A 26,630-nucleotide genomic window follows, 5' to 3' on the forward strand; every position below is an offset into this window, starting at 1 on the left:
TAGCCAAATATTCAAAAAAACTTAATCCTGCTTTTCATCGGCTTTATTTAAAAGTTATACTTTCCAGTAAAGTATCGATCAGATTATGTGCTTTTTGATGGTCCAGGCTATAAACTGTTCCAAACACTTTATACCGATTCTGATTATCCTGAATTTGAAAATTTTTTTCAAAGGACTTTGTTCTGTAGTAATGGATCAACACTTCGAAATTGTTAATATCTTTCACCTCATCGAAATAATCATCATAGTTCGTTCTGTTTTTGGGGTATCCTACCATGTTAGACATTTCCGGCCGCATGGCGTATCTTATTTTACTTAGATCATCCGCTTTATAGGTCGGTGTCAGCTTCCTGCTTACCAACTGCACCAGCATCCCGTCGATCCACCAGAATTCACCCGCCATTTCTCCTGCATTTTTTGGATAGGTTTTAATACCTAGCGAGTCCAATTTTGCAAATGCCATATCCATATCTAATCTATTGGACTCAGGGAATAGCTGGCTGTTTGCAATACTGTTAAAGGGAATTACCGCTTGCCCTTGTAAAAATATCTGTGCATTTGCGGACAGGCCTAGAGCGAGTATGATGGTCAGTGTCAAAATTATTTTTTTCATGATTTTGTTTTTTAAATTAAATACAGAAATTATAAGTTGGTATCCCATTCGGGTCCAGCTTCAGGTTTTTAAAATCGGTGTTTTGATTGGCATCTGTACTTCTATTGGTTTTGTATAGGTTTATCAGATCACCATACATTGTTAGAAGTGCCTTTTCCTGTGCTTCGGTGTGGGGTAATAGCAAATTTTTTTATAGCCGTCAGTCAGGATTTTATACTCCTCTTTTTTGTCTCGATCAAAGTACTTGCTGCCGCCCATTGATTAGGATCTTTGATCGTAATGACATATACATGTTCGGGAGTAATTAAGGTAGAGGTAAAATAGCGCAGGAACGTACTTTTCATAGTCGCTGTCATCGCATTTGGGCCAGTTGTTAAATAACCATTGGCCCCCATAAAGATATCCTGTGGCGAAGGGGCACTCGAAAAAGGATGGGTATGTATAAAGCCTACCGTCAGCATGTTTAGTTTTGAATCCCAAATCATATTGTGCTCCACCTAGTCACGTACAGTATCTGTCCTGCATTCCGATGTTTTAATTTGCTTTGTGACCCAATGCATGTCTAGCCGGTAGAAATGTTCATAGTCTGTGCTCAAATCAAACAACGTTTTATTTTGCTTTCTCACCTGCTCCAAATTCATCCTTTCATTTACAGCTGCCTTACCGGCACAGGGGTCTGTTGAAGGTGATTTTGTCAGTTTATTCGTGACTTGCTGACCCGCTCCCCCAGGTTCAGTACCACCAGACAAGCCGCCATCATAATCCGTATTTAATACAAAATAGGGGTTAAAACTATAATTATTGGAACTCCAGTTATACAAAGAATACCTGCTGATGACTACTTCTTCAATTACAATCCCCGGATTTAGAATAGGTTCATTATTTTCATCCAGTATGATGTCATTGTTGTCATCAAGCATAGGTTCGTATAATGGCCGCAATTCGTAGGTAAAACCTTCTTCTCCTTCGTACCAGATCTGCCAGTATGCTGGGGAGACATCTATGTTAAATTGACCGAATTCTTGATCAAAATAGAAGAGCCCACCGTTAGTATATTGAAATATGAGACTTGGATCAAAAGAGCTATGTTGGGTGCAATGCTTACAAGCTTTTGCTTCCAGGTCAAAGTAATTCTGTGTTTCTTGACATACCAACTGTTGTGCAAATAGGACATTCTTGTACATATACATGGAAGGTGTCCCCATGAGAAGCTTATCTTTTAAGTTTGCAAAGGGGCTTTGTTTTGGTGGTATTAATTTACCTTTAAAGTCATAGGCTATATATCCCCCCTGCCCATTGAACACTCCCTTTATCCGGTATTTGATCATTCCCGATATCTGATTGTTCATATCTTTGCTGAAGTATAGTTCATAATGACCTACCAATTTAGAACCTTGGTTATTGCCCGAACCGGATTTTATTTTGGTGGTAACCCGTAGATCTCCTTTCTCTGTGTACATAAAATCGGACCAGTCAACCACGAGATTGTTTAGCTGAAAGATAAAGTTATCTCCCCCCTTCTGATTTGGAAATTGGATTAACTGGGATTCATAAAAGGTTTTTGCTTCCGCAAGAGTGAGTTTGTACGGTATGGATGGTTCCTCTTTTCGACATCCATGAAACAGTATCAATAGGTATGTTAGAGATAATATTGGTTTACATTTCATAGGTAAATAAGTTAATGGTCAGATGTATTCATTAAGTTATGGTTTTACAAAGTAATAGGAAACAATACTACCTATATGATGTAAAAATAAAATAGATTCCATAAAATATTTAAATTCAGTTATGCTAATCGATTCTGCAATACTGTTCCCCATGTGTCAAACCGGATTGTTTAAATTGATTTTTCACCGGGGATATCGCACTTTTTTTGGTTCCTGACAGGTTCTTGCAGCTATAACGGGTACATAAAGGGGGAATCAGAAATGATATTGGGATAACAATTTCTTTCCTTAAGATTAAGCGAATAATATTTATCTTTGTACTATGATAGAATTACCTGTTATACCCGTGAATCCAACGCAGCGTAAACCCGATTGGTTACGTGTGAAACTTCCAGTAGGGAAAGAGTACAGACATGTGCGTAGCTTAGTCGATGAGCATAAGCTTCATACGATTTGTGAAAGTGGGAACTGTCCGAATATGGGGGAGTGTTGGGGGGCTGGTACGGCGACTTTCATGATTTTGGGTAATATCTGCACACGCTCTTGCTCGTTTTGTGCGGTAGCAACTGGAAGACCTCTTCCGGTAGATGTAGACGAACCAAATAGGGTGGCTACTTCAGTGAAGCTGATGGGGGTCAAACACTGTGTTATTACTTCGGTGGATCGTGATGATCTGAAAGATGGTGGTTCGACAATTTGGGCAGAGACAATACAAGCTATCCGTAAAGAGAGCCCTGAGACGACGTTGGAGACTTTATTACCGGATTTTAAAGGGCAGTGGGATAATTTAGATCGCGTTATTGCCGTAAGGCCTGAAGTCGTGTCGCACAACCTGGAAACTGTTCGTCGCCTGACTCGGGAAGTACGTATCCAAGCAAAATATGACCGTTCGTTGGAATGTCTCCGTCGTATTTCGGAAGCTGGCTTGCGAACGAAATCGGGGATTATGTTAGGCTTAGGCGAAACGGAGGAAGATGTTATTGAAGCGATGCAGGATTTGTATAATGTGGGCGTGCATATTTTGACATTGGGACAGTATCTGCAACCTACAAAAGCACATCATCCTGTTGTTGATTGGATCACACCTGCCCAATTTGAGAAATATAAAGAAATAGGCCTGAAAATGGGCTTCAAATATGTGGAGTCTGGACCATTAGTCCGTTCATCCTATCATGCTGAAAAGCATTTGTTTGACATGCAATAATAGTTAATAAAAAGAACACAAAAAAATGGGGATAACCGTATAGTTATCTCCATTTTTTTGTGTTAGATATATTGGTAAATACAGTCTCTCCTGCGATAACAGTGCGTAAAGTCTTTACCTCTCTTAGCTCTTGTTCTGGGATTGCCATAATGTCTTTTTCAAGGATCACAAAGTCAGCATCCTTACCTTTCTCTATGGAGCCTCTCTTTTTTTCCTGAAAACAAGAATAAGCCGCCCATATAGTCATACCCCGTAGTGCTTCTTCCCGTGATAAAGCATTTTTCATTTGAAAGCCACCCGTAGGAAAACCAGTCTTATCTACACGAGCTACAGCCGCGTGAAATCCATAAAGCGGGTTGAAGTGCTCTATTGGAAAGTCAGAACCTATTGCCACCTTTCCATATTGTTTTAAAAGATCCCGATAGGCATAGGCTCCTTTGATCCGTTCATCACCCAATCTTTGGGTAGCCCAGTACATATCCGAGGTCGCATGCGTGGGTTGGATAGATGGTATAATCTTAAACTTATTAAATTTGATGAAATCTTCAGCGGCGATGATCTGTGCATGTTCAATACGCCATCTTCGTGTTTTGTTATCCGTAAGGTATTTGCCATATACATCTAGAATAAACCGGTTGGCCGAGTCGCCGATAGCATGGGTGCTGACTTGATAATTGCTGTTTGCTAGCTTTTTGATCGCATCGTCGAATTCCTGAGGTGGATGCAACAGAAATCCCTTAGTCGCCGCATCCTGATAATTTTCCAGTAGACATGCCCCCCTGGATCCTAAAGCCCCATCTGCCAATAGCTTTATCGATTTTATTGTTAGCCTCTCACTGTCAAAGGTGTCTTCTTTGATATAGTGGTCGACCTGAGCGGGCTCTGCAAGAACCATTGCATAATCTCTAATTTTAAGCAAGTTTTTTGAATAAAAGGTCTTTAAGAAATCGATTTGTTCATCCGTAAGCCCGGCATCGACAATACTTGTCAATCCAACAGAGACAAGAGAGTCTTGTGCCTGTTGGAGAAATTTTAGTGTATTGGCTTCATCGTGTTTCGGCAGGTATTTACTGACTAAGGTCATCGCATTATCGATCAGCAATCCGTCAGGTTTGCCGTTTATGGCTTTGGAAATAAGCCCTCCTTGCACCTCATAGACGGAGTCTACACGAGCTATCCGTAATGCCGCCGAATTAACTAGGGCGGCGTGATAATCAACACGTAAGAGATAAATCGGGATGTCTGGAAAATATTTGTCCAAGCTGTCCTTTGTTGGGAAGGCCTTGTTTGTCCAGAGGTTTTGATCCCATCCTCCTCCTATGATCCACTTTTTGTCGGGATGGGTATACCTGTACTTCTTTAATCTATCGATCACCTCATCCATAGATTTGGCGCCATTAAGGTCAACTTCCTGAAATAGATTCGCAAGATCGAAATAGTGGGCATGTGCATCGTAAAAACCCGGGTAGACAGGCGATTGATTGGCGTCTATTGTTTCTTTTGCCTTGTAACGTCGTAGGATATCTTTTGATGAACCTATATCTATAAAAATGCCATTTTTTACGGCAACAGCTTCTTGTATACTGAACGTCGAGTCTACGCTATATATCTTGGCATTATAGACAATAAGATCTACTTCTGTATTACTGGTACAACGTGTCAATAAAAGGGCCGTTAAGAGAATAAAAAAGGTGTATTTCATATGTCGGATAGTTTGATTTTCAACTGTCATATGGAATATCCAAACTAAACTCATTTATGATTGTACAGCCTGTGCTACATGGATATTTCATAACTGGTTACTTTTAAGTACTTTCTCTTAAAAATAGTCTTTTTTTGTGATAATTAAAATTGATTACCGGTAAAGGCGTTTAAAAGCAAAGAGCTCAATGTTTGTGTCATTGAGCTCTTTAGTATCTTGTATTGGATGTAGATTATAATGCTTCCGCAACAACTTCCTGTACTTCTGGTACCATACGTTTAAGAAGTCCTTCTATTCCGGCTTTCAGGGTGATCGTCGATGAAGGACAACCACTACAAGAACCTCTTAACTCGACGGTGACAATACCTTCCTGAAAAGATTTGTAAGCGATAGCACCTCCGTCTTGTTCTACAGCAGGACGGACATAGTCATGAAGGACCTGTTGGATTTTTATTTCCGTTTCAGTTCCCTCAAATGACGTGTTTTCGTCACTGATAACTTCCTGTACCTTAAGTTCAGATTCTACAGCACCTTTAACAAAGTCCTTCAAAAGAGCTTCGATATCTTCCCATTCTGCATCTTCTGATTTTGTGATCGTCACAAAATTACTAGCGAAAAAAACACCATTTACAAAGTTGAATTTGAATAACTCTCTAGCAAATGGAGATTCCTGAGCTTTTTCTCTATCCGGATAATCTACACTCCCATTGATAAGTAATTTGTTGACCAAAAACTTCATGGTTGCTGGATTCGGGGTACTTTCAGTATATACGTTTATTGTAGCCATTGTTTCTATTTTATTGCGTCAAAGATAGTGTATAACTGCTTGATACGCGTCATTATTTCGTAAAACCTAAACAGCTTTATAGTACACTATACCCAATTATAAGGAGACTCCTGTATAATTGGATGGGCTTATATTCTTAATTTCTTGCTTAACTTCTTCGGACACATTAAGACTGTCGACAAATGCGGCAATAGTATCTTGTGATACCTGTGTGTTTGTTCGAGTAAGGTCTTTTAAAGCCTCATAAGGCTTCGGATATCCTTCGCGACGCAAGATGGTTTGAATTGCCTCGGCTACTACAGCCCAGTTATTTTCTAAATCTTTCTGAAGAGCAGCCTCGTTTAAGATTAGTTTACCCAAACCTCTTAAGGTAGATTTGATTGCTATTAAGGTATGGGCCATCGGAACGCCGATATTGCGAAGTACAGTAGAATCTGTGAGGTCACGTTGCAATCTGGAGATCGGCAATTTTGCTGCTAGATGCTCGAACAATGCATTCGCAAGGCCAAGGTTTCCCTCTGCGTTTTCAAAATCTATTGGATTGACTTTATGGGGCATGGCCGAAGAGCCGATCTGCCCTGCTGTGATCTTTTGTTTGAAATAATCCATCGATATATAGGTCCAGATATCACGGCATAGGTCAATAAGAATGTTGTTGATACGCTTTAAAGCATCACAACTGGCGGCAAAGTTGTCGTAATGTTCGATTTGAGTCGTTGTTTGCGAACGGTCTAAACCAAGCTGTTCGTTTACAAAGCTGTTTCCAAAGGCAACCCAGTCATGTGTTGGATATGCTACAACATGTGCATTAAAATTACCCGTTGCTCCACCGAATTTGGCAGAATGAGGTACTGATTTTAAGTTGTTGATCTGCTTTTCTATTCTTTCTATGAAAACTTTAATCTCCTTACCTAAGCGCGTTGGCGAAGCCGGTTGTCCATGTGTGCGGGCTAGCATTGGGATGTCTTTCCATTGTTCAGCAAGACTACGTAATTCACGGACTACATTTTCAATACCCGGTAGATAGACCTGATTCAAGGCCTCTTTCCAGGAGTAGGGGATAGCCGTATTATTGATATCTTGCGATGTTAATCCAAAGTGGATGAATTCTAATGAGTCATGTAGACCTAATTTTTCAAACTCATTTTTTAAAAAATATTCTACTGCTTTGACGTCGTGATTTGTTACTTTTTCGGTGTCTTTGATCCATTGGGCATCTTCAAGGGTAAACTCTTCATAAATTTTACGAAGCTTTTCGTTAAGAGATCCGTCGAAGTGTGCCAATTGGGGAATTCCCGATTGGGTAAGGGCAATAAAATACTCTACTTCAACCAATACGCGGTATTTGATTAATGCAAATTCGGAAAAATAATTCGAAAGTTCCTGGGTGCTATTGTGGTACCGTCCGTCAATAGGACTGACGGCTGTTAGTGCTGATAATATCATTGTATGTGAAAATTAAAAAAGTCAACTATATTTCAAAGATGATCCCTCAGTTGTTGGATCTTATAAAACTGGTGCAAAAATACAAAAAGAAGAAGTTTTTTTAGAATTATAGCTTAATAAAAAAGCCTGTGTCATTAAGAACACAGGCTTTTGTAGGAGTATTTTAACTCTTTTTCGGATTATTGAGCGTTTTTAGTAGAATCGATAACTTGTGCAGTTGAATCGATTGCTTTGTTAGCTGAATCAGCAACATTGTTGATTGAATCAGTAAGAGCGCCAGCTGTTGAATCAACGATTCCTTTTAAAGAATCAGCATTTTCTTCAGTTTTAGAAGCGTTGTTACCACATGAAGCTACTGTTAAAGCTAATGCTAAAAATCCGAATGCGAATAAATTTTTCATCTTTTTAATTTTCTATTTAATTGAAACAAATATTGTTTTTATATCCTTTAATACCGGTATCCTAAAAAGGTAACCCAAAAAATAAAAATTTTTTATTTTAATATTAACATTCTGATTTACAGGAGTTAAAAATCTTTAAATTTTTATTTCGGATGCAAATATAGTATTGTTTTGTTGAAATGCAACAATAAAAAACTATTTTAATTTAAAAATGTTGTTATTCTAGAAATAGAGCTTATGCTAGGAAAGATTAAAAATATACTTAAACTCATAAAAACGATTGATTTTGAGCAGATTGAAAAGATCTCAAGGAAAGTGGATCTGTCGGAGGTAATGAATGCCGTTTCGAAAATGGATGAAAAGCAACTTCAGATGGCGATGAAACTGTTGACCGGAAGTAAGAAAAAGAAAGAACCCCCACCTATCGATGCCGATTTTTATGATATATCGGAAAAGCTATCTCTTAAGGATCGTGCCCTTCAGTTACGAATTCGTTCCTTCTTGGAAGCAGAAATAAAGCCTATAGTAAACAAATATTGGCTGCATGATGAGTTCCCGTTCGAAATAATACCCAAGTTAGCCGAGCTAAATGTGTGTGGGTACGTATACCAAGGATATGGATGTGCAGGAGGTACTTCGCTGATGGATGGTGTCATTGCCAGTGAATTTGGTCGTATCGATCCTTCTATAGCAACTTTTTTAGGCGTTCAAAGTGGGCTGGCTATGGGATCGATATATATGTGCGGATCGGACGCGCAAAAGGAGGAATGGTTGCCGAAAATGCAGCAACTAAAAATTATTGGTGCATTTGGCCTTACAGAGCCAGAAGTAGGTTCAGGAACTGCTGGCGGGTTGACAACAACCTGTAGACGTACTGCTAACGGTTGGGTATTGAACGGACAAAAGAAATGGATCGGCAATTCGACGTTCTCTGATATCACCATTATCTGGGCTAAAGATGTAGAAGATAATCAGGTAAAAGGATTTATTGTAAGAAAGGATAATCCCGGCTTTTCTGTTGAAAAAATAAAAGGGAAGATGGCCTTGCGGATTGTACAAAATGGACTGATTACTATGACCGAATGCCTTGTTCAAGAGGCAGACAGGCTTCCGCATGCACAATCTTTTAGGGATACCGCAAAAGTGTTGCAGATGACCCGTGCGGGGGTCGCATGGATGGCTGTCGGTTGTGCTCGAGGAGCCTATGAGAATGCACTGGCCTACACCCTTGAAAGGGAACAATTTGGTAGACCTATTGCATCTTTTCAATTGATTCAAAATCATCTGGTAGAGATGTTGTCCAATTTAACGGCTATGCAGACCTTGGTTTTTCGTCTTTCGGAGCTTCAGGACGAAGGAAAGCTGAAAGATGAACACGCTTCCTTGGCAAAGGTGTTCTGTACGCTGCGTACGCGTGATATTGTGTCTCGAGCTAGAGAAGTAATGGGAGGTAATGGGATTCTTTTAGAATATAATGTTGCCCGCTTTCTGGCGGATGCGGAAGCTATTTATTCTTATGAAGGTACAAAGGAGATTAACTCTTTAATTGTCGGGCGAAGTATTACCGGGCATAGTGCTTTCGTGTAAAAAGTGGGATAAATAAAAGAAAGGCATCTAATTTAGATGCCTTTCTTTTATTTATTTTTTCTTAGCTTGTTGAGCGGCCTGTTGTTGCCTCATCATTTCCTCCATTTTTGTCTGAAAAGATGATTTTTTAGCTACTTTAGGGTTTTTCTGATTCTCTTCTAGCTTCGCTAATATCTTGTCATCATCGATAGACTGACGAATGATGAATTGCGTTAAGAAGGTGAAAACAGCTCCTAAGAAATAGTAGTAGTTTAATCCTGAAGGGAAGCTATTCAACATAAAGAAGAATAATAACGGCATGATATAGCCTATATACTTCATTTGTGCGCCCATTCCGGAAGTTGCTCCCGAAGTCGCATTGTTATACCAAGTTGTCAGTAGTGTTACCGCTGTCATCAAAACACACATTAATGAAATGTGATTGATTCCGAAAATAGGGTTAAAGGTGATGAATGTATCGTACGTAGATAAATCTTTCATCCACAGAAAACTTTGTCCTCTCAATTCGAATAGATTCGGGAAGAAGAAGAAGAAAGCGAGGGTAAAAGGCATCTGTAATAGCATCGGTAGACAGCCTCCTAATGGATTAACACCAGCCTGCTTATACAGTTTCATTTGCTCCTGCTGCAATAGCATAGGGTTATCCTCTCCAACTTTTTCTTTAATCTGGTCCAATTGTGGTTTCAAAACACGCATCTTAGCCATAGAAAGATAAGACTTACGTGTTAATGGGAACATGGCTCCTTTTAAAAGTAAGGTTAAGATTAAGATCACGATACCATAGCTCATATGGTAGCCATCTAAGAAATCAAACAACGGCACAGTAATGAATCTGTTGATCCAGCCCATAGGTCCCCAACCCATATTGATAATCTTCTCGTAGTTGTTGCCTTCTGCTTTTAACGTTTTATATTGGTTAGGCCCGAAAAAGAAGCTGAATTCAAAATGATTGTTAGACTGTGTATTAAAAGCTAACTCAGCTGTTGTTTTATAATTTTTAACAATATTTTCTTGATCTGAAAAAGTAACCTTAAGATTGGTGTTCTCAAAAGCTTGCTTTGAGGAAAGGATTGAAGAAAAGAAGTGTTGTTTGAATGCAACCCATTCCACTTTTGTTTTCTCTACTTTTTCTTCTTCATCACTTGTTTCTGATAGATGATCTATAGTACCTTCTGTATCCTTGAAAAAGATCGTGGATTTTTCACGTTCAGATTTAATGTTTTGCTCTTTTTGAAGTAGATTGGTCTCCCAATCCAAAAGAATTGTTTTTTGTTTGACATCAATTAAGTTCTGGATACCGACAGCATTTACCTGTAAAGCTAAGTTGTATCCATTTTGTAATGAATAGTTATATTCCAGGTATTGGTTGTCATTATATTTTAAACGGAATGATGCCGTATTTGGAGAAGCTGCTTTAGGAGCAAAGTACAGGTCATTTGTGTTGATGTTTTGACCACTTGCATTAAAAAGAAAACCAAAATTATTATTATCGCCTTCGAGAAGATTAAGTGGGGTGCCATCGAAATTCTTTTCGCCTTTCAGTTGTACGGATTTTACTTTACCACCTTTAGAAGATAATTGAACGATTAATTGTTCATTTTCTAAAGTGATTAGTTGCTCTTGTCCGATTTTAGCTGTCCCAAAAGGTTTACTTAACGCTGCTGAATCAAGTAGCTCGTTTGTTTTAGAAAAAGCTAAAGTGTCGGTCGGCACTATGCCATTTTCGGCATTTTTTCGGGAATCCTGTAATTTTTGCTCGTTTTTGAGTTCTTGTTCTGTAGGTTTTAAAAAATAAAATGAACCTGCAAAAATTGCAAAAATCAGCACTAGTCCTATAATGTTATTTCTATCCATCTATTATAAATTATTCCATTTCTATTTTTCTCTTTCTTACTTTTGTCAACCGGGATGAAGAAGATTACTTCGTAACCACTTTCTTGTTTGCTAAAGAAGCGGCTACAAAACTAACAAAAAGTGGGTGAGGATTTGCAACAGTTGACTTTAATTCTGGATGAAATTGTCCTGCAACAAAGAAAGGGTGATCTTTAAGTTCAACTATTTCTACCAATCCTGTTTCTGGGTTGAAGCCAGAAGCAATCATTCCGGCCTTTTCGTAGTCTTTTAGATAAGCATTGTTGAATTCATAGCGGTGGCGGTGACGTTCTGAAATCTTTGTCTTACCGTAGATGGCAAAAGCTTTTGTGCCCTTTTTGATATCACAGTCGTATGCTCCCAAACGCATAGTTCCTCCCATGTTTGTAATGTTCTTTTGTTCTTCCATTAAATTAATGACAGGGTGTGGTGTGTTCTCGTCCATTTCGAAGCTGTTCGCTCCTGTTAACCCCAACACATTACGGCCAAATTCGATTACGGCACATTGCATACCTAAGCAGATGCCGAAGAAAGGAATTTTATTCTCCCTAACATATTTAATAGTGGTTAGTTTTCCTTCTAATCCACGTTCACCAAATCCTGGAGCTACCAATACACCATCCAGACCTTTTAATTTGTCTACCACATTTTCAGGAGAAACGCTTTCTGCGGCTATGTACTTTACTTTTACCTTCGTTTCATTTGCAGATCCGGCATGGATAAATCCTTCTACAATTGATTTATAAGCATCAGGGAGTTCAACATATTTACCTACTAACCCAATATTGACCTCTGTAGTCGGGTTTTTAAGACGGCCAAGGAACGCTTTCCAGTTGTCCAAATTGGGTTCATTCTTAGTTGAAAGCTTTAGCTTAGTCAATACCGTTTTGTCCAATTGTTCTTTAAGCATTAATAGAGGGACATCATAAATAGTGGATGCATCGATCGATTCCACGACAGCATTGATGTTTACATTGCAAAATAGAGCCAGTTTTTTACGGATTTCTGGAGTTAGTTTATGTTCTGTGCGGCATACTAAAATATCTGGTTGTACACCATATTCTAATAAGGTCTTTACAGAATGTTGGGTAGGTTTAGTTTTTAATTCGCCAGCCGCCGCAAGATAAGGTACCAATGTTAAGTGGATGACCAGAGAATCATTATTACCTAATTCCCAACGAAGTTGACGCACAGCCTCTATAAATGGCAGAGACTCGATATCACCAACTGTGCCTCCTAATTCTGTAATGATAATGTCGTATTCGCCATTTTGGCCTAAAAGCTGCATACGACGTTTTATCTCATCTGTAATATGGGGGATTACCTGGACGGTCTTTCCAAGGTAAGCACCCTCTCTTTCTTTTTCTATAACGTGCTTGTAGATACGACCTGTAGTAACATTGTTTGCTTGGGACGTAGGGACATTTAAAAAACGTTCGTAGTGACCTAAATCCAAGTCTGTTTCAGCACCATCTTCTGTAACATAGCACTCACCATGTTCATAGGGATTAAGCGTTCCTGGATCGATGTTGATGTAAGGGTCGAACTTTTGAATGGTTACTTTAAAGCCACGTGCTTGTAAAAGTTTAGCAAGGGAAGCTGCAATAATACCTTTCCCTAACGACGAGGTTACGCCGCCCGTAACAAAGATGTATTTAGTCATAGCAATTAATGGAATTTTCTACGAAAGATGAATGAATTGTGTCTCCAAACATCTGCCTTATGTACGGGGTACAAAGATACTATATTTTTCGGAATTGGTGTTATTAAAAAAATAATCTTAAAATTTATTAATGCTATATGTTCTAACAATGGACCGTGTATTGGGACAAAGCCAATACACAGGGGCATAAAGAAGTGTCTTAACGAATAGATTGTAACAAAGCTATCGTTTGAGCATCAAAGTCCGTCTCGCCAAAAAGAGAGATGCCTGCCGCCCCGTTTTCTTTAGCTAAAAGGATGCCTTGTTTGAGTTCGTTTAAGTTTTTAAAATCAGGTAGATATAGGCCTGCATAAAGGGGGAACTTGCCATGTAGCCCTTCTACGCCTTCAGCGACCGCTGTACCGATCCAGTGTATAGGCTCTTTGTAGAAGCCATGGTAGATCATCGGGAATACACCGGATAAGTTCCAGTTTGTCCAGTCTTGTCTTACAATGCGACGAGCTAGATCCGGTGTGGGGAATACCGCTGCCGTAACCGGCTTCTTATAGTCTTTAGCTGCTTCACAAATTCTGTTTACAACTTTGTTGATTTGCCTGTATCGGAATGACCTCCAAGAAAGGCTCTGTTCGGGACGTTCGACTTTATCGATATCTATACCCGTTTCTTTCAGGAAAGCCTCTTTGCTGAATTTGCTATAACAGAAATCATAATCTGCTAGTTCAGTAGATTGATCTAGATTGTAGTTGTCCCAGAGGTTGACCGGAAGTACCACATCCGGATAACGGATGTAGTCAAGGTGTAGCCCATCTACATCTTCTTGCTCGAGCTGTTCTCTAGCCTTCTCTTCGAGGTATTTTGGTACATCAGGATGAGATGGGCACAAAAAGCGGTAGTAATCTACGTATGGAGGGTTGGTGGCACAGGATTTACCAGATCTACTAACGGCATAGTATTCCGGATGAGCATTTAGTAGTTCTCTTTCACCTCTATTCATGGTCCACATCCAGCGATGCGTTTCTAGGCCATATTGCTTTGCCAATTGAAAATGTTTGGGAATATAGCTTTCGAAAAAAATCCCTCGCACACCAGCATCTTTGTAACTTTGATATCTTTTATTTAATACGGATTCCGATTCCGAGGCATTAGGGCGTGCCCATAACCAGAAGTCAAATAACAATGGTACCGAAGGCCGCTGTGCCAGTAGCTGCTGCGGTGTCAGGTGTAGTGAAGCCAATCCCAAACTGGCGGCTTTAATGAAATTTCTTCTGCTATTCATGTGTAAATAATTATTTCATGAGCTCGCAAGCTCGGTTTGTTTTTTAAAGGCCGTATGGAATATCCAATGTGTTTTTTATCTGTTTTTTTGTAGGTTTTGCTACAGGGATGTTTCATGAGATATGTTATAATTGCCAAAGTTGTCGATGGTAACTTTGAGGTGATTGATTGTATCGGTTAACTCTATTTTGTAAAGTGTTTTACTTTTATTGATGGTTAAAGCATGTTTAATCCCTGCCATTTTGTTTTTCAGAACACTGTCGAAGCCCGGTAACAACTCTAATTTATCACTATATTTTGCTTGGGTACGTTCGGTATATAATTGTTGAAGATAATAAAAGTCCCAGGCGATCTGTTCGATTCGATGTGATTTTGGAAGTTCATTGGTTTCTATATCGTCCGTAAACTGAATGTATCCCCATTTTTCCGGGTAATGCATATTGATTATTCCTATAGGAGTCCACACCCAGTTATCTTCTGTTAGTCGTTTTCTGTTTTCTACTTTTCGTTTGTATTGTCCATTTTCAATCGAGTGCTGCCATTGTACCCTTGAAAAGTTAATGTGCCAAAAATCATTAACCTTTGGCGTAGAGGCCCTGCCGAACGAGGTTATGGAGGCAAAAGGTATAGCCATCTCGACACTCCAGTATTGGTCTATGTCATTAGGGGTGTTCAATGTGCCCTCGATATGTACGGCAGATTTTAGGTTTTTGACGTCCCAATGCATAATAGCTTCGCCCCCTAGTCGGTAGGGTTTGGCCATCATGAGGTCCATGGTAGTGTTTAGGGCATTAACTTCAATCTCATAGTATAACGACTGATGTTGGCTCGGTTTTAAGAATACCTCAAAGTCATTATCATGGTAGATAATAGCATCATGCTCTGTTAAGGTGCTCCATATGTGTGGTTCCTCTAATTGTGCGTATAAATATAGGTACGTGTCGTCCCACAGCATTTTTACTTTGGTGTTGAATCTTGGTTTAGGTTTAACATTCCCTTCAATATCGATAAAGTCATCTGACCAAAGAGCGTCTTTCCAGGTAGCTTCATCAGCTATGCCATCAATGAGTATAGGTTCTTTTGTTTTTTTTGCTGCATATATCTTCGGAGAAGATTGCATGTTTAAGATTTGCTCAAGATTTTGCTGGCCATAGGTGTATGCTCCGATGGTTAAAAAAGTGATGAGTGTGTAAAAAGGTTTTAGCATAATCAATATGAATATACATAATAAACCTGTTTTAAAAATTAAAATGTAAAATTAATTTAATCGAACGTTGGAGGGGGCATCAAATAAAAAAAAGGATGCAAACATTGTTTGCATCCTTTTTTTATTTGACTATCCCGTAAATCTAAACTATTTAGCGATACGCTTAGATTTGATACGAGCAGCTTTACCAGTAAGTCCACGTAAGTAGAATAACTTAGCGCGACGAACTTTACCGTGGCTGTTTATTTCAATTTTATCAATGTTCGGAGAGTTTGCAGGGAAAATACGTTCTACCCCAATACCGTTAGAGATTTTACGAACGGTAAAAGTAGCGTTAACACCTACGCTGTTTAATTGAATGACTACACCTTGGTACACCTGAACACGCTCTTTGTTTCCTTCGCGAATTTTATAATGCACGCTGATGGTATCTCCTGCCTTGAAAGCGGGAATCTCATTCTTTACGACCGCTTGTTCTTCTACAAATTTTACTAAATCCATGATTTTGAGTAATTATAAACGATTTATATCCTGTAAAAATCGGAATGCAATATTACAGCTTTTTTATTTAATTTAAAAATCTTTTTTTTAAAACTTCTGCCACTATTTCTAGAAGCGAGTGCAAAGGTATAAAAAAAAAATAAAGTAGACGATAAAGCGCTTTGATTATTTTCCACATCTGCGCATATGTTGTTTGTAAAAATATCTTGCATCAAATCAGTGTGTTAGTTTGTTCTTGAAAAAAAGTCCTTGTTTTAATTGTAAAACGATGTATATTTGCATCACTGAAAACAAAAGGTGATACCTTTTCGGGGTGTAGCGTAGCCCGGTATCGCGCCACATTTGGGATGTGGAGGTCGTAGGTTCGAATCCTGCCACCCCGACAGAAAATAAAAGCTCGACGAAAGTCGAGCTTTTATTTTTTTGGGTGTGTCAGATTCGAACAGGGGTTCGATCCGAAGGAGACTCAGGGATGCGCTGGGGGTCATTGGTACTGAGGCAATCCTGCCACCCCTACAGAAAAGAGTTCTAACGAGAGTTAGGACTCTTTTTTAGTTTATAGGGGAAAGCGGGATGAGGACCCTGGTTCGATCCGAAGCAGCTTTAGGGGCAGCTAATTTTGCGACATGCCATAATTAGTAAATAAAATAATAACAAAGCCATGGTAGCGGGATGATTATCAGGTTTTTTTGCGTTTTAAGTATACGGGAATACATGCTTCAGTATTCTTTTTTCGATCGAAATAGACCCTGACTAAACAAAAAGGACTAGCTCGGATTTGTTTGTTAGGAGTCTTTTGTTAGGAGTCTATAAATGATAGTCAGGTAGAATTCCTTAAGCCAAATGTAGTTGTTTCGAAGTGTGATATTGCCAAATGCAGGTTTAAAGTTGTTACATAAGAAGCGGAGTAGTGGAATGACATTGGACAAAAACGTTGATCTATGTAAGAGAAAAAGCCTGACATTAACAATGAATATGAAATTGGAAGAAAGGGTTTTTGAAAGTGAAAAAACATTCTTATTTTTAAGTGTCAAAGTATTGAAATACAATTGATTTAATTCCCCGGTTGCTGCATGTGATCCTATGGTTAATAAAGTATGATAGATTGAAAAAAGCAATTAATATCCACAATAATGATTGAAATCATGAAATCAAAACTAACATTTCTGCCCATTTTAGTAGGGCTCATTTTCATTTCTCACAATGCCTGGAGCCAGGGTTTTACTCTTCAAGAAGTTATTAAGGAGACCGCTCCTTTGCAACAGGTAAGAATTTACACTGCCAAAGAAATCATTACGTTGAATCCCGAAAAACCCTACGCAAATGCTGTTGCTGTTGTAGGAGACAGGGTGCTTGCCGTAGGGTCGCTCGATGAGTTAAAAGGTGCTGTAGGAGACCAAAAGTATACCGTCGACAATACTTTTAGTGATAAAGTGATTGTTCCCGGTTTTATTGCGCAACACGACCATCCGCTGTTAAGTAGCTTGGCCATGATCTCTGAAATTATAGCCATTGAAGATTGGGTATTGCCCAATAAAACGTCCCCCGCTGCCAATAACCAGAAAGAGTATCGCCAACGTTTGCTGGAGGCCAACAATAGCTTAAGAACAAAAAAAGAGGAGTTACTCTTTACCTGGGGCTATCATCCATCTTTTCACGGTTCGCTAACCCGGGCAGATCTGGATAAGGTAAGTGCAACGCGCCCCATTATTGTATGGCATCGCTCTTGTCATGAATTTACGTTGAATTCTGTTGCCCTGAAACTGCTGGGCATAGAACAAGTTTTTATAAATAAATTTTCGGAATCGGCGAAAAAACAGTCCAATTTTGCGGAAGGGCATTTTTGGGAACAAGGCATGTTTGGCATCATCTCCAAAATAATACCCTATATAGCTACCCCCGAACAACTTCAGAAAGGATTGGAGCTTACCCAGCAATTCTATCATTCAAGTGGAGTTACTTTAGCCTGTGAGCCCGGCGGATTGTACTCTAGGCAATTGCAGGAATCAGAAAATGCCGTTCTATCCAAATCATCCAGCCCTTTCCGGTTCTATTTTATCCCCGATGGGAAATCTATTTACTCGCTTTACCCCGATAATGCGATCAGTGAAACAGAAAAAACGCTCGATTGGTGCCATGGCATGACAACCATGCTCCCCAAAAAGGTGAAGTTATTTGCAGATGGTGCAATCTATTCATTGGCGATGAAGCTACGTGACCCTTATATCAACGGTAACTTCAAAGGCGAATGGATTATGGATCCCGATCTCTTTGCAAAGGCTTTCAAACTATATTGGGACGCCGGCTATCAGATTCATGTACATGTAAATGGCGATGCCGGCCTAGATATGCTGCTGAATAATTTGGAAGACAATATGCGAAGAAAACCGCGCTATGACCACCGTATGGTTGTTATACATTTTGCTGTATCGGAGAAAGATCAGGTAGACCGGATTAAACGTTTAGGAGCTATTGTTAGCGCAAATCCCTACTATATTACCGCATTGGCCGACATGTATAGTATTAATGGACTGGGGCCTGAAAGAGCAGACAATATGGTGCGTATGGCAGATGTCGAAAAGGCGCATATTCCTTTCTCTTACCACTCTGATATGCCCATGGCACCTGGACAACCCCTGTTTCTGATGGATTGTGGTGTTAACCGGACAACAAAATCAGGCCGTGTTGCCGGTGCCGATCAACGCGTGAGTCGCCAAGGAGCGTTGCGAGCCGTTACCATCGAAGCTGCCTATTCACTGGGGCTGGAGAAAGAAGTAGGTAGCATTGAAAGTGGTAAACTGGCCAATTTCACCATTTTGGGGGATAACCCGGTTACCTGTAAAGCTTCCGAAATTAAGAACATCGCTGTCTGGGGGACGATTCATGAGGGGCGTATGCTGCCGCTTGGAAAGTCTACGAATTTAACTGGAAGAACAGGCCCGATTCTAAACAAGAATTCGTATGCTGCAATGGACGAAATGGACAAAGAACACGACCACGACCACGACCATGTCGGTGCGAGTTGTGTGTGTACACTAAGCCGTCTTTTCTCCAGTGCATTGGCGAATCAACTGAAATGATCCTCGAACGTGCATGCCATGAATAGGTGTTGACTCAATAACGAACCGAAGGTCTTGCTTCAGATAGAGCATTGTTTAAACAAAGTCTCGGATAATCTGACAGAAGGCACTTTTTTTATAAGTAGATATAATACCAACTAAAAGATATTTGAGATGAAAATTAGATTATGCATTTTAACACTCCTGATTCTATTGAGTTCCGCTGTATACAGCCAGGAGCGTAAGAATCAGAAAGAGATGATTGACCCAACGATCAATACGTTTTGTAAACCGGTCAATGAGCGAGGTGAAAAACTGTTTGAAGAGATAACGCTTCCCAATGGCAAACAGAAGGTAACCATTGACAATTTTGTGCGTGCTGAAACAGACAACTGTTTTAAAATCAGAACAGAGGATGGTTGTTTTGGCAAGTTATGCCACAACAGTGGTCCGGCAGATGTGAATCATCAGTCCATCATTCGTACCAATCGGGATACGAGGTATTCCTACGGGATTTTTGACCTAACCTCCCCGGTGACGATTACAATGCCCGATACCAAAGGACGCTTTCAGTCCATGATGGTTATCAACGAAGACTCTTACATTCGAGTATTTTATGAACCTGGTTCCTATACTTTTACAAAAGAGAATGTAGGCACCCGGTTCATTCATATTACCATCCGGACGCTGGCCGATCCCAATAGTGCAGAAGACAATAAAATTGTAACTGCAATTCAAAAATCTATTGGTGTCCAACAAGCAAATGTCGGTAAATTGGAAATCCCCGATTGGGATCCGGAGAGTTTGACCAAGACCCGTAATTTACTCTTAGCATTGGCCAAAGATCTACCCAACAGCAAAGCGGCTTTTGGTACCGAGTGGGAAGTAACTCAGGTGCGCCAGCTTTTAGGTACGGCCGGTGGTTATGGCGGCAATCCGGAAAAAGATGCTATTTATTTCAATTTCAATCCACCCAATGCTGATGGTGTAACTCCTTATACACTCACGCTGAAGGATGTGCCTGTTGATGCATTTTGGTCAGTTTCACTGTACAATGAAAAAGGGTATTATGAGGTGAATAAATACAACAGCTATAATTTCAACTCTATTACATCCAAGAAGAACGCAGACGGCAGTGTAACCATCCATTTTGGAGGCGATCCTAAAAAACCCAACTTTTTATACATTACGAAAGGGTGGAACTATATGATACGCCTCTATAGACCTCGTCGGGAAGTTTTGGATGGAACTTGGAAATGCCCTGAACTGGTAGAAGTGAAAAAGAAATAAGGTGCATTTAAATAATTAAATCATATACGAAATGAAAATAAATTATTTTTTTGTTTTCCTGTTGATGGCTTTTTCAACAAAACTATCCGCACAGGACGATGCTGCAGAGTTAGCCAAGAAACTCTCCAACCCGGTTGGGGCATTGATCAGTGTTCCCCTGCAGAATAACTTGGAGCATGGTATAGGTGTACACAAAGGAAGTCGTTATACCCTCAATGTTCAGCCGGTGATCCCCTTCGTGATCACTGAAAATCTTAACTTGATAACAAGAACCATCATACCGGTTGTGTCGCAGTATAATGTTACTGGCGCTTCCACAGCAGAATCGGGACTGTCCGACATTGTAGCAAGTGCTTTTTTATCGCCCCGAAATGCAAAAGGCCTTATTTGGGGAGCCGGACCGGTGTTTTTGATTCCCAGTGGTAGCCATGAATATCTGACAGGTAAAAAAATCGGTGTAGGGCCAACGGCTATCTTACTCAAACAAGCGAACGGATGGACTTACGGAACATTGATCAACCAGATCTGGAGTGTGGCAGGTTCGTCATCCCGTAACGATATCAGTAGGATGTACATGAATCCTTTTATTAGTCATAACTGGAAAAGTGGGGCGGGTATGAATCTAAATGTCGATTGGACTCAGGACTGGAAAGACAATACCGGAAATGTATCACTCACAACGATGTTCACGGGAGTCACCTCTTTTGGTAATCAAAGAGTGAGTTTAGGCGTTGGCCCTCGCTTTAATCTATATGCACCTGAGGCTGTTAAATCACGGTTTGGAATACGTGCCAATCTTGTATTCATTTTCCCCAAATAAATGGAGGATACGCCAAACGAAATATTATGTAAAAAGGATAAAAAATTAAAATGAAGTATTATGAAAAGAAAGGATTTGTTATTAGCTGTGCTCTTTTTGACGAGTCTCATCGGCTGCCAACAGAAAGCGAGTAAAGAAACCGCTGCCGATGCCATTTATACGAATGGCGATATTATCACCATGGAGGGAGATAGTGCGAACTATGCTGAAGCAGTTGCACTCAAAGCGGGAAAAATTGTGTTTGTTGGCTCTAAGACGGAAGCTGAGAAGTTGAAAGGCGACAGTACAAAATTAATTGATCTACAAGGTAAAACTCTGCTGCCGGCATTTTTAGATGGTCATGGGCATTTCTATAATGTTGGCTTTGCAGCTTCTTGTGCCAATATATTGCCTCCCCCAGATGGCGCCGGTAAGGATTTCGCATCCATCATTGCTGAACTGAACCGATATAAAGATACAGAAGATGGCAAGTTGATGATCCAGAAGTTCGGATGGATCATCGGAAATGGGTATGATGATTCACAATTAACCGAGAAAGATCACCCCAAGGCAACCGATCTGGATAAGGTCAGCACCGATGTTCCGGTTGTTATTATTCACCAGTCGGGCCATTTATCGGCAATCAACACCAAAGCGATGAATCTGCTAGGGTATACCAAAAATACGAAAGATCCCAAAGGTGGAACATTTAGAAGGGATGCCTCTGGTACACCCAACGGGGTACTCGAAGAGAATGCTGCCTTTGCCGTTTTATTTACGATTTTGGCAAAAACTGATGCAGAAATGTCGGATAAATTCATACAACGAGGACAGGAAGAATATGCCAAAAAAGGGTATTTAACAGCCCAAGACGGGCGGACAACCGTGGAGCAAATGGCAGCCTTAAAGTCGGCCGCCGACAGAGGGCTGTTTTACCTTGATGTAGTCTCCTATCCGGACATAGCCCTGGGCACAGAATGTATGAACGATGGCTACTATAACCACGAGCATGTATATAAAAACAAGTACCGGATTGGGGGGGTAAAATTGACACTCGATGGTTCTCCTCAAGGCAAAACAGCTTGGTTGACACAATGCTACCATGTTAATCCTGTCGGTCAGAAAGGTTGTTACAAAGGTTATCCGGTAATGAATGATGCGAAAGCCGATGAATACGTTGAAATGGCTTTTAAAAATAAATGGCAGATACTTTGTCACACCAACGGTGATGCAGCTATTGATCAATATTTAAGAGCGGTAGCAGGTGCCGAGGCAAAATATGCTTACGACGACCACCGTACGGTGATTATCCATGCCCAGACTTTGAGAAAAGATCAAATCCCAACACTGGTTAAGTTAAAAATACTGCCTTCTCTTTTCCCGATGCATACCTATTACTGGGGCGATTGGCATGCCGAATCGGTTTTGGGTGAACCAAGAGCCGACTATATTTCGCCTTGTAGAGACGTGATAGATGCCGGGCTCACAATCACTTCACATCACGATGCGCCGGTGACCTTTCCTAATTCGATGCGTGTGATGGATGCTACTGTAAACCGGGTTACCCGCAGTGGCAAAATACTAGGTGCCGATCAGCGCATTACCCCTTACGAAGCGCTCGAATCGTTAACTAGCTGGGCTGCATATCAGTATTTTGAAGAAAAATCAAAAGGTACGCTCACCGTTGGAAAGTTAGGCGATTTAGTTGTTTTGGATAAAAATCCGTTGAAAATTGATCCGTTGAAGATTCATACTATTCAAGTTTTGGAGTCCATAAAAGAGGGGAAAACAGTTTATAAAAAATAATAGGGAATATCTTGTGTTAAGATTTATCGTTCAATATATCAAGTTAATGAAATTAGATAACTCTTCCTGATTCTATTAACTTGTTAATATTCATAATATATTCGAGTATTTTTAAAATGCAAGATCTCTTTTTAAATTCTATTTGAGATGAAGAAGCATCAAACAATTTGTCACTAAATATCAACATTATGAAAAAAGGATTCATTGCTTCATTGTTGCTCATTTTTATAGCCTCTCTCACCTTTGCGCAGCATATAAAACCTAAGAGACAACTTATTAAAAACGGAAATGATCAAATAGAAGTTTTTGTTTATGGTCAGGGTGATGTAAGTTTAATTTTGGCAGCTGGAAATGGACGTCCTGCGGCACAATTAGAGGAATTGGCTACGGCTATCGCAGCAAATGGTATTCAGGTAATTACTTATAACTACCGCACTTTAGGCGCAAGTACCGGAGTTATTGAAAATATTACGCTGCATGATTACGCAAACGACTTAATGGCTATTGTAACTAATTTAAAGCTAACCAATGTCTATTTGGGCGGAAAAACCTATGGAAATCGGGTTGTTAGAACTTTCTCTCAAGATTATCCCGATATAGTGAAAGGGATCATATTGATTGGTGCAGGTGGCGAAGTTAGTCCCTCGAAAGAGACAATCGAATTATACCAGCGATACATGGATCCCAACATAAGCAAAGAAGAGTGGATGAGGTTACAAGGGGTGCTGATGTATGCTCCTGGGAATGAATATTTGGCAAAAATAGATGCTGAACAAGGTGAATTTCCTATTTTGGCCGGCGAGCAAGCGAAGGCTAGTGATAGAACCCCCAAAGCCGAATGGTCGATGGGAGGGGTTGCGCCAATGTTGATTCTTACTTGTTTGGAAGATAGGGTTGCGTTGCCCGAAAGTGCTTTAAGTATTGCTAAAAAAAGACCAAAAACCTGGCTCATTGGCTTGCCGAATTGTGGGCATAATATGCTGAATGAGCGTGGTGATGATATCAAAGAATTGGTTGTGAATTTTCTCAAGAAGACGCCTTCTGAGGAGGTGAGGGCAGCAAAACCATGAAAAAGTAAGGGTTAGATATTGTTTTTGGTAATGTGGTAAAACCTGTTTTGCCACATTACCTTTTTTAATAATCTTTCTATAATCTAAGTTATGCCGTTGTCTTATTTTACCGGTTTTAGTTGTATCTAATTGTAAGGACTAACTTAAAACCACCTAAAAAAATCTATTAATAAAGTTTGTAAATACGATGTGATTATTGGTGTCCTTTTTTGCTTTTTCAAGGTGTTTTTTCGAGGAAATTAATCAATTTTTCGATAGGTCGACCAATTATTGCTTGATTGCCTCTGATGATAATGGGGCGTTCAATAAGTATGGGGTGTTGTAACATGATTTCAATCCATTGTTCATCTGTTCTTACCAAGCCTTTGTAGCGTTCCTGAAATAGTGATTCTTTTGTGCGTATGAGTTCAATGGGTTTTAATTGGAGCAGGGTCAATATGTTCTTCAATCCTGGCTTATCTAACGTCCCGTCCAGATAAGACAGGATTCTCGTCTCTATACCACTTTTGTCCAGAAGTGTTAATGCGGCGCAGCTTTTGCTGCACATTTCATTATGGTATATCTTGATAGTCGTTTTTGATTTCATGTGTTGCTAGAAAGAGTAAGCCGTTTCACTCTTGGTTTCTGAGAGCACGAAGTAGGTTTGTACGGTGCTGACATGAGGTAGTACCGCTAGTTTATGTCTTAAAAATAAGTGGTAAGCATCCATATCCTTGGTGGCTATGCGTAACATAAAGTCGTATGAGCCAGCCATTTGGTAGCACTCCATGACTTCCGGGAATTTGGCTACTTCTCGTTCGAACTCATTAAGCACTTCATAAGTGTGTGCTTTTAAAAATACCTGCGAGAAAGAAATTAGCCCAATTCCAATTTTGTGTCGGTCTAGTATAGCGACAGTTTTTCGTATATAACCTGCTGCTTTAAGTTTTTTTACTCTTTCATGTATGGCGGCTATAGATTTATGTAGCTTTAGCGATAATTCCTTGTTGCTAAAGGTTGCATCCTCTTGAAGTAACTTAAGGAGTTTCATATCTGTTTGATCTAATTCCATAACGTATTTTTTTTGGTGACGCTGCAAAATTACTATTTTAATCTGTATTTTTTATTGGTTTTGTTTTCGTATTCGATAAAAATTATCGATTGTATTGTGTTGTGTTGAATATTATTTTGTTTTGTTGGAATTTTGTACTGTTTGGTAGAAAGACCATATTATATTCGAAAAATATCTAAAAATATAATTTATTAAATAAATAATGATAGAGGAAACTACTTTCAGTAAATGTTTATCACCAGAATTGGAAAGTCGCTTTAAACATTTGTGGTGTTTAGTTGGGAATACACCGATGCTAGAATTGCAATATGTGTATAAAGGTAAGCCGGGTAAAATCTATGTGAAGTGTGAGAATTATAATCTTACTGGAAGTATCAAAGATCGTATGGCGTTATATATCTTATACAAGGCCTATACGAATGGTGATATCAAATCGAACGATATGATTGTAGAGGCTACCAGTGGTAACACGGGAATTGCCTTTTCTGCTATTGGTAAGGCTTTGGGACATGACGTAAAAATCATTATGCCAAATTGGTTGAGCAAGGAGCGTATCGATATTATAAAAAGTATGGGTGCGGAGATTCAATTGATTACTAAGGAAGAAGGTGGTTTTCTTGGAAGTATTCGTCTTAGCGAAGAGCTTGCTGCTCAAGGTGGAGTGTTCCTGCCTAGACAGTTTGAGAATGAATACAACGCCGAAGCACATGAACTTACCACCGGTAAAGAAATTGCATTACAGTTAGCTTCTAAAGGATTGGTGGCGGATGCCTTTGTCGCTGGTGTAGGTACAGGAGGTACAGTTATGGGGGTTGGCAAACAATTGAAAAACTATAATCCAGCTGTTAAAATTCATCCTTTAGAACCGCAGGAAAGCCCTACTTTGACTACTGGTTATAAGGTTGGAGCGCACCGTATCCAAGGGATTTCAGACGAATTTATACCTGCTATTGTTAAATTAGATGAGTTGGATACTGTTGTTTGTGCCTCGGACGGTGATTCAATCATTATGGCTCAAAAATTGGCAGGCCAACTTGGATTGGCTGTTGGTATTTCTTCGGGCGCAAATGTCATCGGTGCAATTAAGTTGAAAGAAGAATTGGGAGATGATGCGGTTGTGGTTACACTTTTGTGTGATGATAATAAAAAATATTTAAGTACAGACCTTGTTAAGGAACAGCCTGTTAAAGAAGGGTATATCTCTACGGATTTGAATTTTTCGGGATTCCAGCCTATTGCGCGTTTAGAGAAACCTTTGTTCGGATCGAACATTATATAAGAATTTGTTTCAACCTAAATTTATTTAGGTGTTGTTTGTGTTTGTGTGGTAAGCCGGGATTTTCGGATCCCGGTGGTCCTCACTTAAATTGGTTTAATAAAAACTAATCTCTTTAAGCTAAAATTATGAAAGCATTATTATATGTTTTTTCCATACTGTTATTGCTGTTTTCAGGTGTAGCTATCGGTCAAGAGGCGGATAGTCTCACTGATGTCTCGGGTCTCACATTTACCGACGGTAGTGTGTCGGATAGTTCCCAAGGGAGCGAAGTCCCTGATGACCTGGTATTCTCTGATGGACAGGACACGGGCAGTACACAGCTGGATAGTACCGCTGTACAAGATGAAGCAA

General features: G+C 39.8%; 22 protein-coding genes, 1 tRNA gene and 1 pseudogene. 10 read left to right on the forward strand and 14 right to left on the reverse strand.

The window, feature by feature from the left end; genetic code table 11:
• Positions 1-43: 43 nt before the first annotated feature.
• The 3 genes from G7B20_RS18750 to G7B20_RS18760 all read right to left on the reverse strand — a co-directional run bounded on the left by G7B20_RS18750 (position 44) and on the right by G7B20_RS18760 (position 2,280).
• A complete protein-coding gene (locus G7B20_RS18750; RefSeq protein ID WP_164112956.1) occupies positions 44-613 on the reverse strand; it encodes a hypothetical protein in 570 nt (189 codons plus the stop codon).
• Between the two features lie 203 nt (positions 614-816).
• Positions 817-1,098, reverse strand: a complete 282-nt coding sequence (locus tag G7B20_RS18755; protein ID WP_164112957.1) for a hypothetical protein — start codon at positions 1,096-1,098, stop codon at positions 817-819.
• A gap of 12 nt (positions 1,099-1,110) precedes the next feature.
• Positions 1,111-2,280 carry a peptidylprolyl isomerase gene (locus G7B20_RS18760; RefSeq protein ID WP_164112958.1) on the reverse strand — a complete coding sequence of 390 codons (1,170 nt, stop codon included), beginning with the start codon at positions 2,278-2,280 and terminating at the stop codon, positions 1,111-1,113.
• A gap of 322 nt (positions 2,281-2,602) precedes the next feature.
• On the opposite strand from G7B20_RS18760, the gene lipA reads away from it, so the two are divergent.
• Entirely contained in the window at positions 2,603-3,484 is an 882-nt protein-coding gene (lipA, locus tag G7B20_RS18765) for a lipoyl synthase (RefSeq protein WP_164112959.1), read from the forward strand.
• A gap of 43 nt (positions 3,485-3,527) precedes the next feature.
• Here the strand turns inward: lipA and G7B20_RS18770 are convergent, their stop codons facing one another.
• The 4 genes from G7B20_RS18770 to G7B20_RS18785 all read right to left on the reverse strand — a co-directional run bounded on the left by G7B20_RS18770 (position 3,528) and on the right by G7B20_RS18785 (position 7,820).
• Positions 3,528-5,186 carry an amidohydrolase gene (locus G7B20_RS18770; protein ID WP_164112960.1) on the reverse strand — a complete coding sequence of 553 codons (1,659 nt, stop codon included), beginning with the start codon at positions 5,184-5,186 and terminating at the stop codon, positions 3,528-3,530.
• A 232-nt stretch (positions 5,187-5,418) separates the two neighbouring features.
• Positions 5,419-5,973, reverse strand: coding sequence for a NifU family protein (locus G7B20_RS18775; protein ID WP_164112961.1), 555 nt, complete (start codon positions 5,971-5,973; stop codon positions 5,419-5,421).
• 96 nt (positions 5,974-6,069) lie between these two features.
• Positions 6,070-7,419, reverse strand: a complete 1,350-nt coding sequence (gene purB, locus G7B20_RS18780) for an adenylosuccinate lyase (RefSeq protein ID WP_164112962.1) — start codon at positions 7,417-7,419, stop codon at positions 6,070-6,072.
• A gap of 179 nt (positions 7,420-7,598) precedes the next feature.
• Positions 7,599-7,820, reverse strand: a complete 222-nt coding sequence (locus G7B20_RS18785) for a hypothetical protein (RefSeq protein ID WP_164112963.1) — start codon at positions 7,818-7,820, stop codon at positions 7,599-7,601.
• A gap of 237 nt (positions 7,821-8,057) precedes the next feature.
• Between G7B20_RS18785 and G7B20_RS18790 the strand changes: the two genes are divergently transcribed.
• Positions 8,058-9,407 carry an acyl-CoA dehydrogenase family protein gene (locus G7B20_RS18790; protein WP_164112964.1) on the forward strand — a complete coding sequence of 450 codons (1,350 nt, stop codon included), beginning with the start codon at positions 8,058-8,060 and terminating at the stop codon, positions 9,405-9,407.
• A gap of 51 nt (positions 9,408-9,458) precedes the next feature.
• Here G7B20_RS18790 and yidC read toward each other — a convergent pair whose 3' ends face one another.
• The 5 genes from yidC to rplS form a co-directional block, all read right to left on the reverse strand.
• Entirely contained in the window at positions 9,459-11,261 is a 1,803-nt protein-coding gene (gene yidC / locus G7B20_RS18795; RefSeq protein WP_164112965.1) for a membrane protein insertase YidC, read from the reverse strand.
• A gap of 64 nt (positions 11,262-11,325) precedes the next feature.
• Positions 11,326-12,942 (reverse strand): CTP synthase, encoded by a 1,617-nt coding sequence (locus G7B20_RS18800; RefSeq protein ID WP_164112966.1) that lies wholly within the window; start codon positions 12,940-12,942, stop codon positions 11,326-11,328.
• A 199-nt stretch (positions 12,943-13,141) separates the two neighbouring features.
• Complete coding sequence (locus tag G7B20_RS18805) at positions 13,142-14,218, reverse strand: family 10 glycosylhydrolase (protein ID WP_164112967.1); 1,077 nt, start codon at positions 14,216-14,218, stop codon at positions 13,142-13,144.
• 99 nt (positions 14,219-14,317) lie between these two features.
• A complete protein-coding gene (locus G7B20_RS18810) occupies positions 14,318-15,424 on the reverse strand; it encodes a carbohydrate-binding family 9-like protein (protein ID WP_164112968.1) in 1,107 nt (368 codons plus the stop codon).
• A gap of 147 nt (positions 15,425-15,571) precedes the next feature.
• The gene (gene rplS, locus G7B20_RS18815) at positions 15,572-15,925 is read right to left on the reverse strand and encodes a 50S ribosomal protein L19 (protein ID WP_164112969.1); all 354 of its coding nucleotides are present in this window, start codon (positions 15,923-15,925) and stop codon (positions 15,572-15,574) included.
• A gap of 309 nt (positions 15,926-16,234) precedes the next feature.
• Between rplS and G7B20_RS18820 the strand changes: the two genes are divergently transcribed.
• The 6 genes from G7B20_RS18820 to G7B20_RS18845 all read left to right on the forward strand — a co-directional run bounded on the left by G7B20_RS18820 (position 16,235) and on the right by G7B20_RS18845 (position 23,949).
• A tRNA-Pro gene (locus tag G7B20_RS18820) sits at positions 16,235-16,308 on the forward strand.
• Positions 16,309-17,070: 762 nt separating this feature from the next.
• Positions 17,071-19,005 (forward strand): amidohydrolase, encoded by a 1,935-nt coding sequence (locus G7B20_RS18825; RefSeq protein ID WP_164112970.1) that lies wholly within the window; start codon positions 17,071-17,073, stop codon positions 19,003-19,005.
• A 153-nt stretch (positions 19,006-19,158) separates the two neighbouring features.
• A complete protein-coding gene (locus G7B20_RS18830) occupies positions 19,159-20,274 on the forward strand; it encodes a DUF1214 domain-containing protein (protein ID WP_164112971.1) in 1,116 nt (371 codons plus the stop codon).
• A gap of 31 nt (positions 20,275-20,305) precedes the next feature.
• The gene (locus tag G7B20_RS18835) at positions 20,306-21,094 is read left to right on the forward strand and encodes a hypothetical protein (RefSeq protein ID WP_164112972.1); all 789 of its coding nucleotides are present in this window, start codon (positions 20,306-20,308) and stop codon (positions 21,092-21,094) included.
• Between the two features lie 60 nt (positions 21,095-21,154).
• Entirely contained in the window at positions 21,155-22,879 is a 1,725-nt protein-coding gene (locus tag G7B20_RS18840) for an amidohydrolase (RefSeq protein ID WP_164112973.1), read from the forward strand.
• A 188-nt stretch (positions 22,880-23,067) separates the two neighbouring features.
• Positions 23,068-23,949: an alpha/beta fold hydrolase gene (locus tag G7B20_RS18845; RefSeq protein WP_164112974.1), complete on the forward strand. Its 882-nt coding sequence runs from the start codon at positions 23,068-23,070 to the stop codon at positions 23,947-23,949.
• 217 nt (positions 23,950-24,166) lie between these two features.
• On the opposite strand, the gene G7B20_RS18850 is transcribed toward G7B20_RS18845, so the two are convergent.
• Both G7B20_RS18850 and G7B20_RS18855 read right to left on the reverse strand, forming a co-directional pair.
• The gene (locus G7B20_RS18850) at positions 24,167-24,535 is read right to left on the reverse strand and encodes an ArsC/Spx/MgsR family protein (protein WP_164112975.1); all 369 of its coding nucleotides are present in this window, start codon (positions 24,533-24,535) and stop codon (positions 24,167-24,169) included.
• Positions 24,536-24,541: 6 nt separating this feature from the next.
• Entirely contained in the window at positions 24,542-25,000 is a 459-nt protein-coding gene (locus G7B20_RS18855) for an Lrp/AsnC family transcriptional regulator (protein WP_164112976.1), read from the reverse strand.
• Positions 25,001-25,202: 202 nt separating this feature from the next.
• Here G7B20_RS18855 and G7B20_RS18860 point away from each other — a divergent pair, with 202 nt between their 5' ends.
• Together G7B20_RS18860 and G7B20_RS18865 are read left to right on the forward strand one after the other, a co-directional pair.
• Positions 25,203-26,279, forward strand: a complete 1,077-nt coding sequence (locus G7B20_RS18860) for a PLP-dependent cysteine synthase family protein (RefSeq protein ID WP_205600285.1) — start codon at positions 25,203-25,205, stop codon at positions 26,277-26,279.
• Positions 26,280-26,404: 125 nt separating this feature from the next.
• Positions 26,405-26,630 (forward strand): annotated as a pseudogene (locus G7B20_RS18865) (hypothetical protein); the annotation flags it as partial.

The sequence above is a fragment of the Sphingobacterium sp. xlx-96 genome (assembly GCF_011007365.1).
Classification (GTDB): Bacteria; Bacteroidota; Bacteroidia; order Sphingobacteriales; family Sphingobacteriaceae; genus Sphingobacterium; species Sphingobacterium luzhongxinii.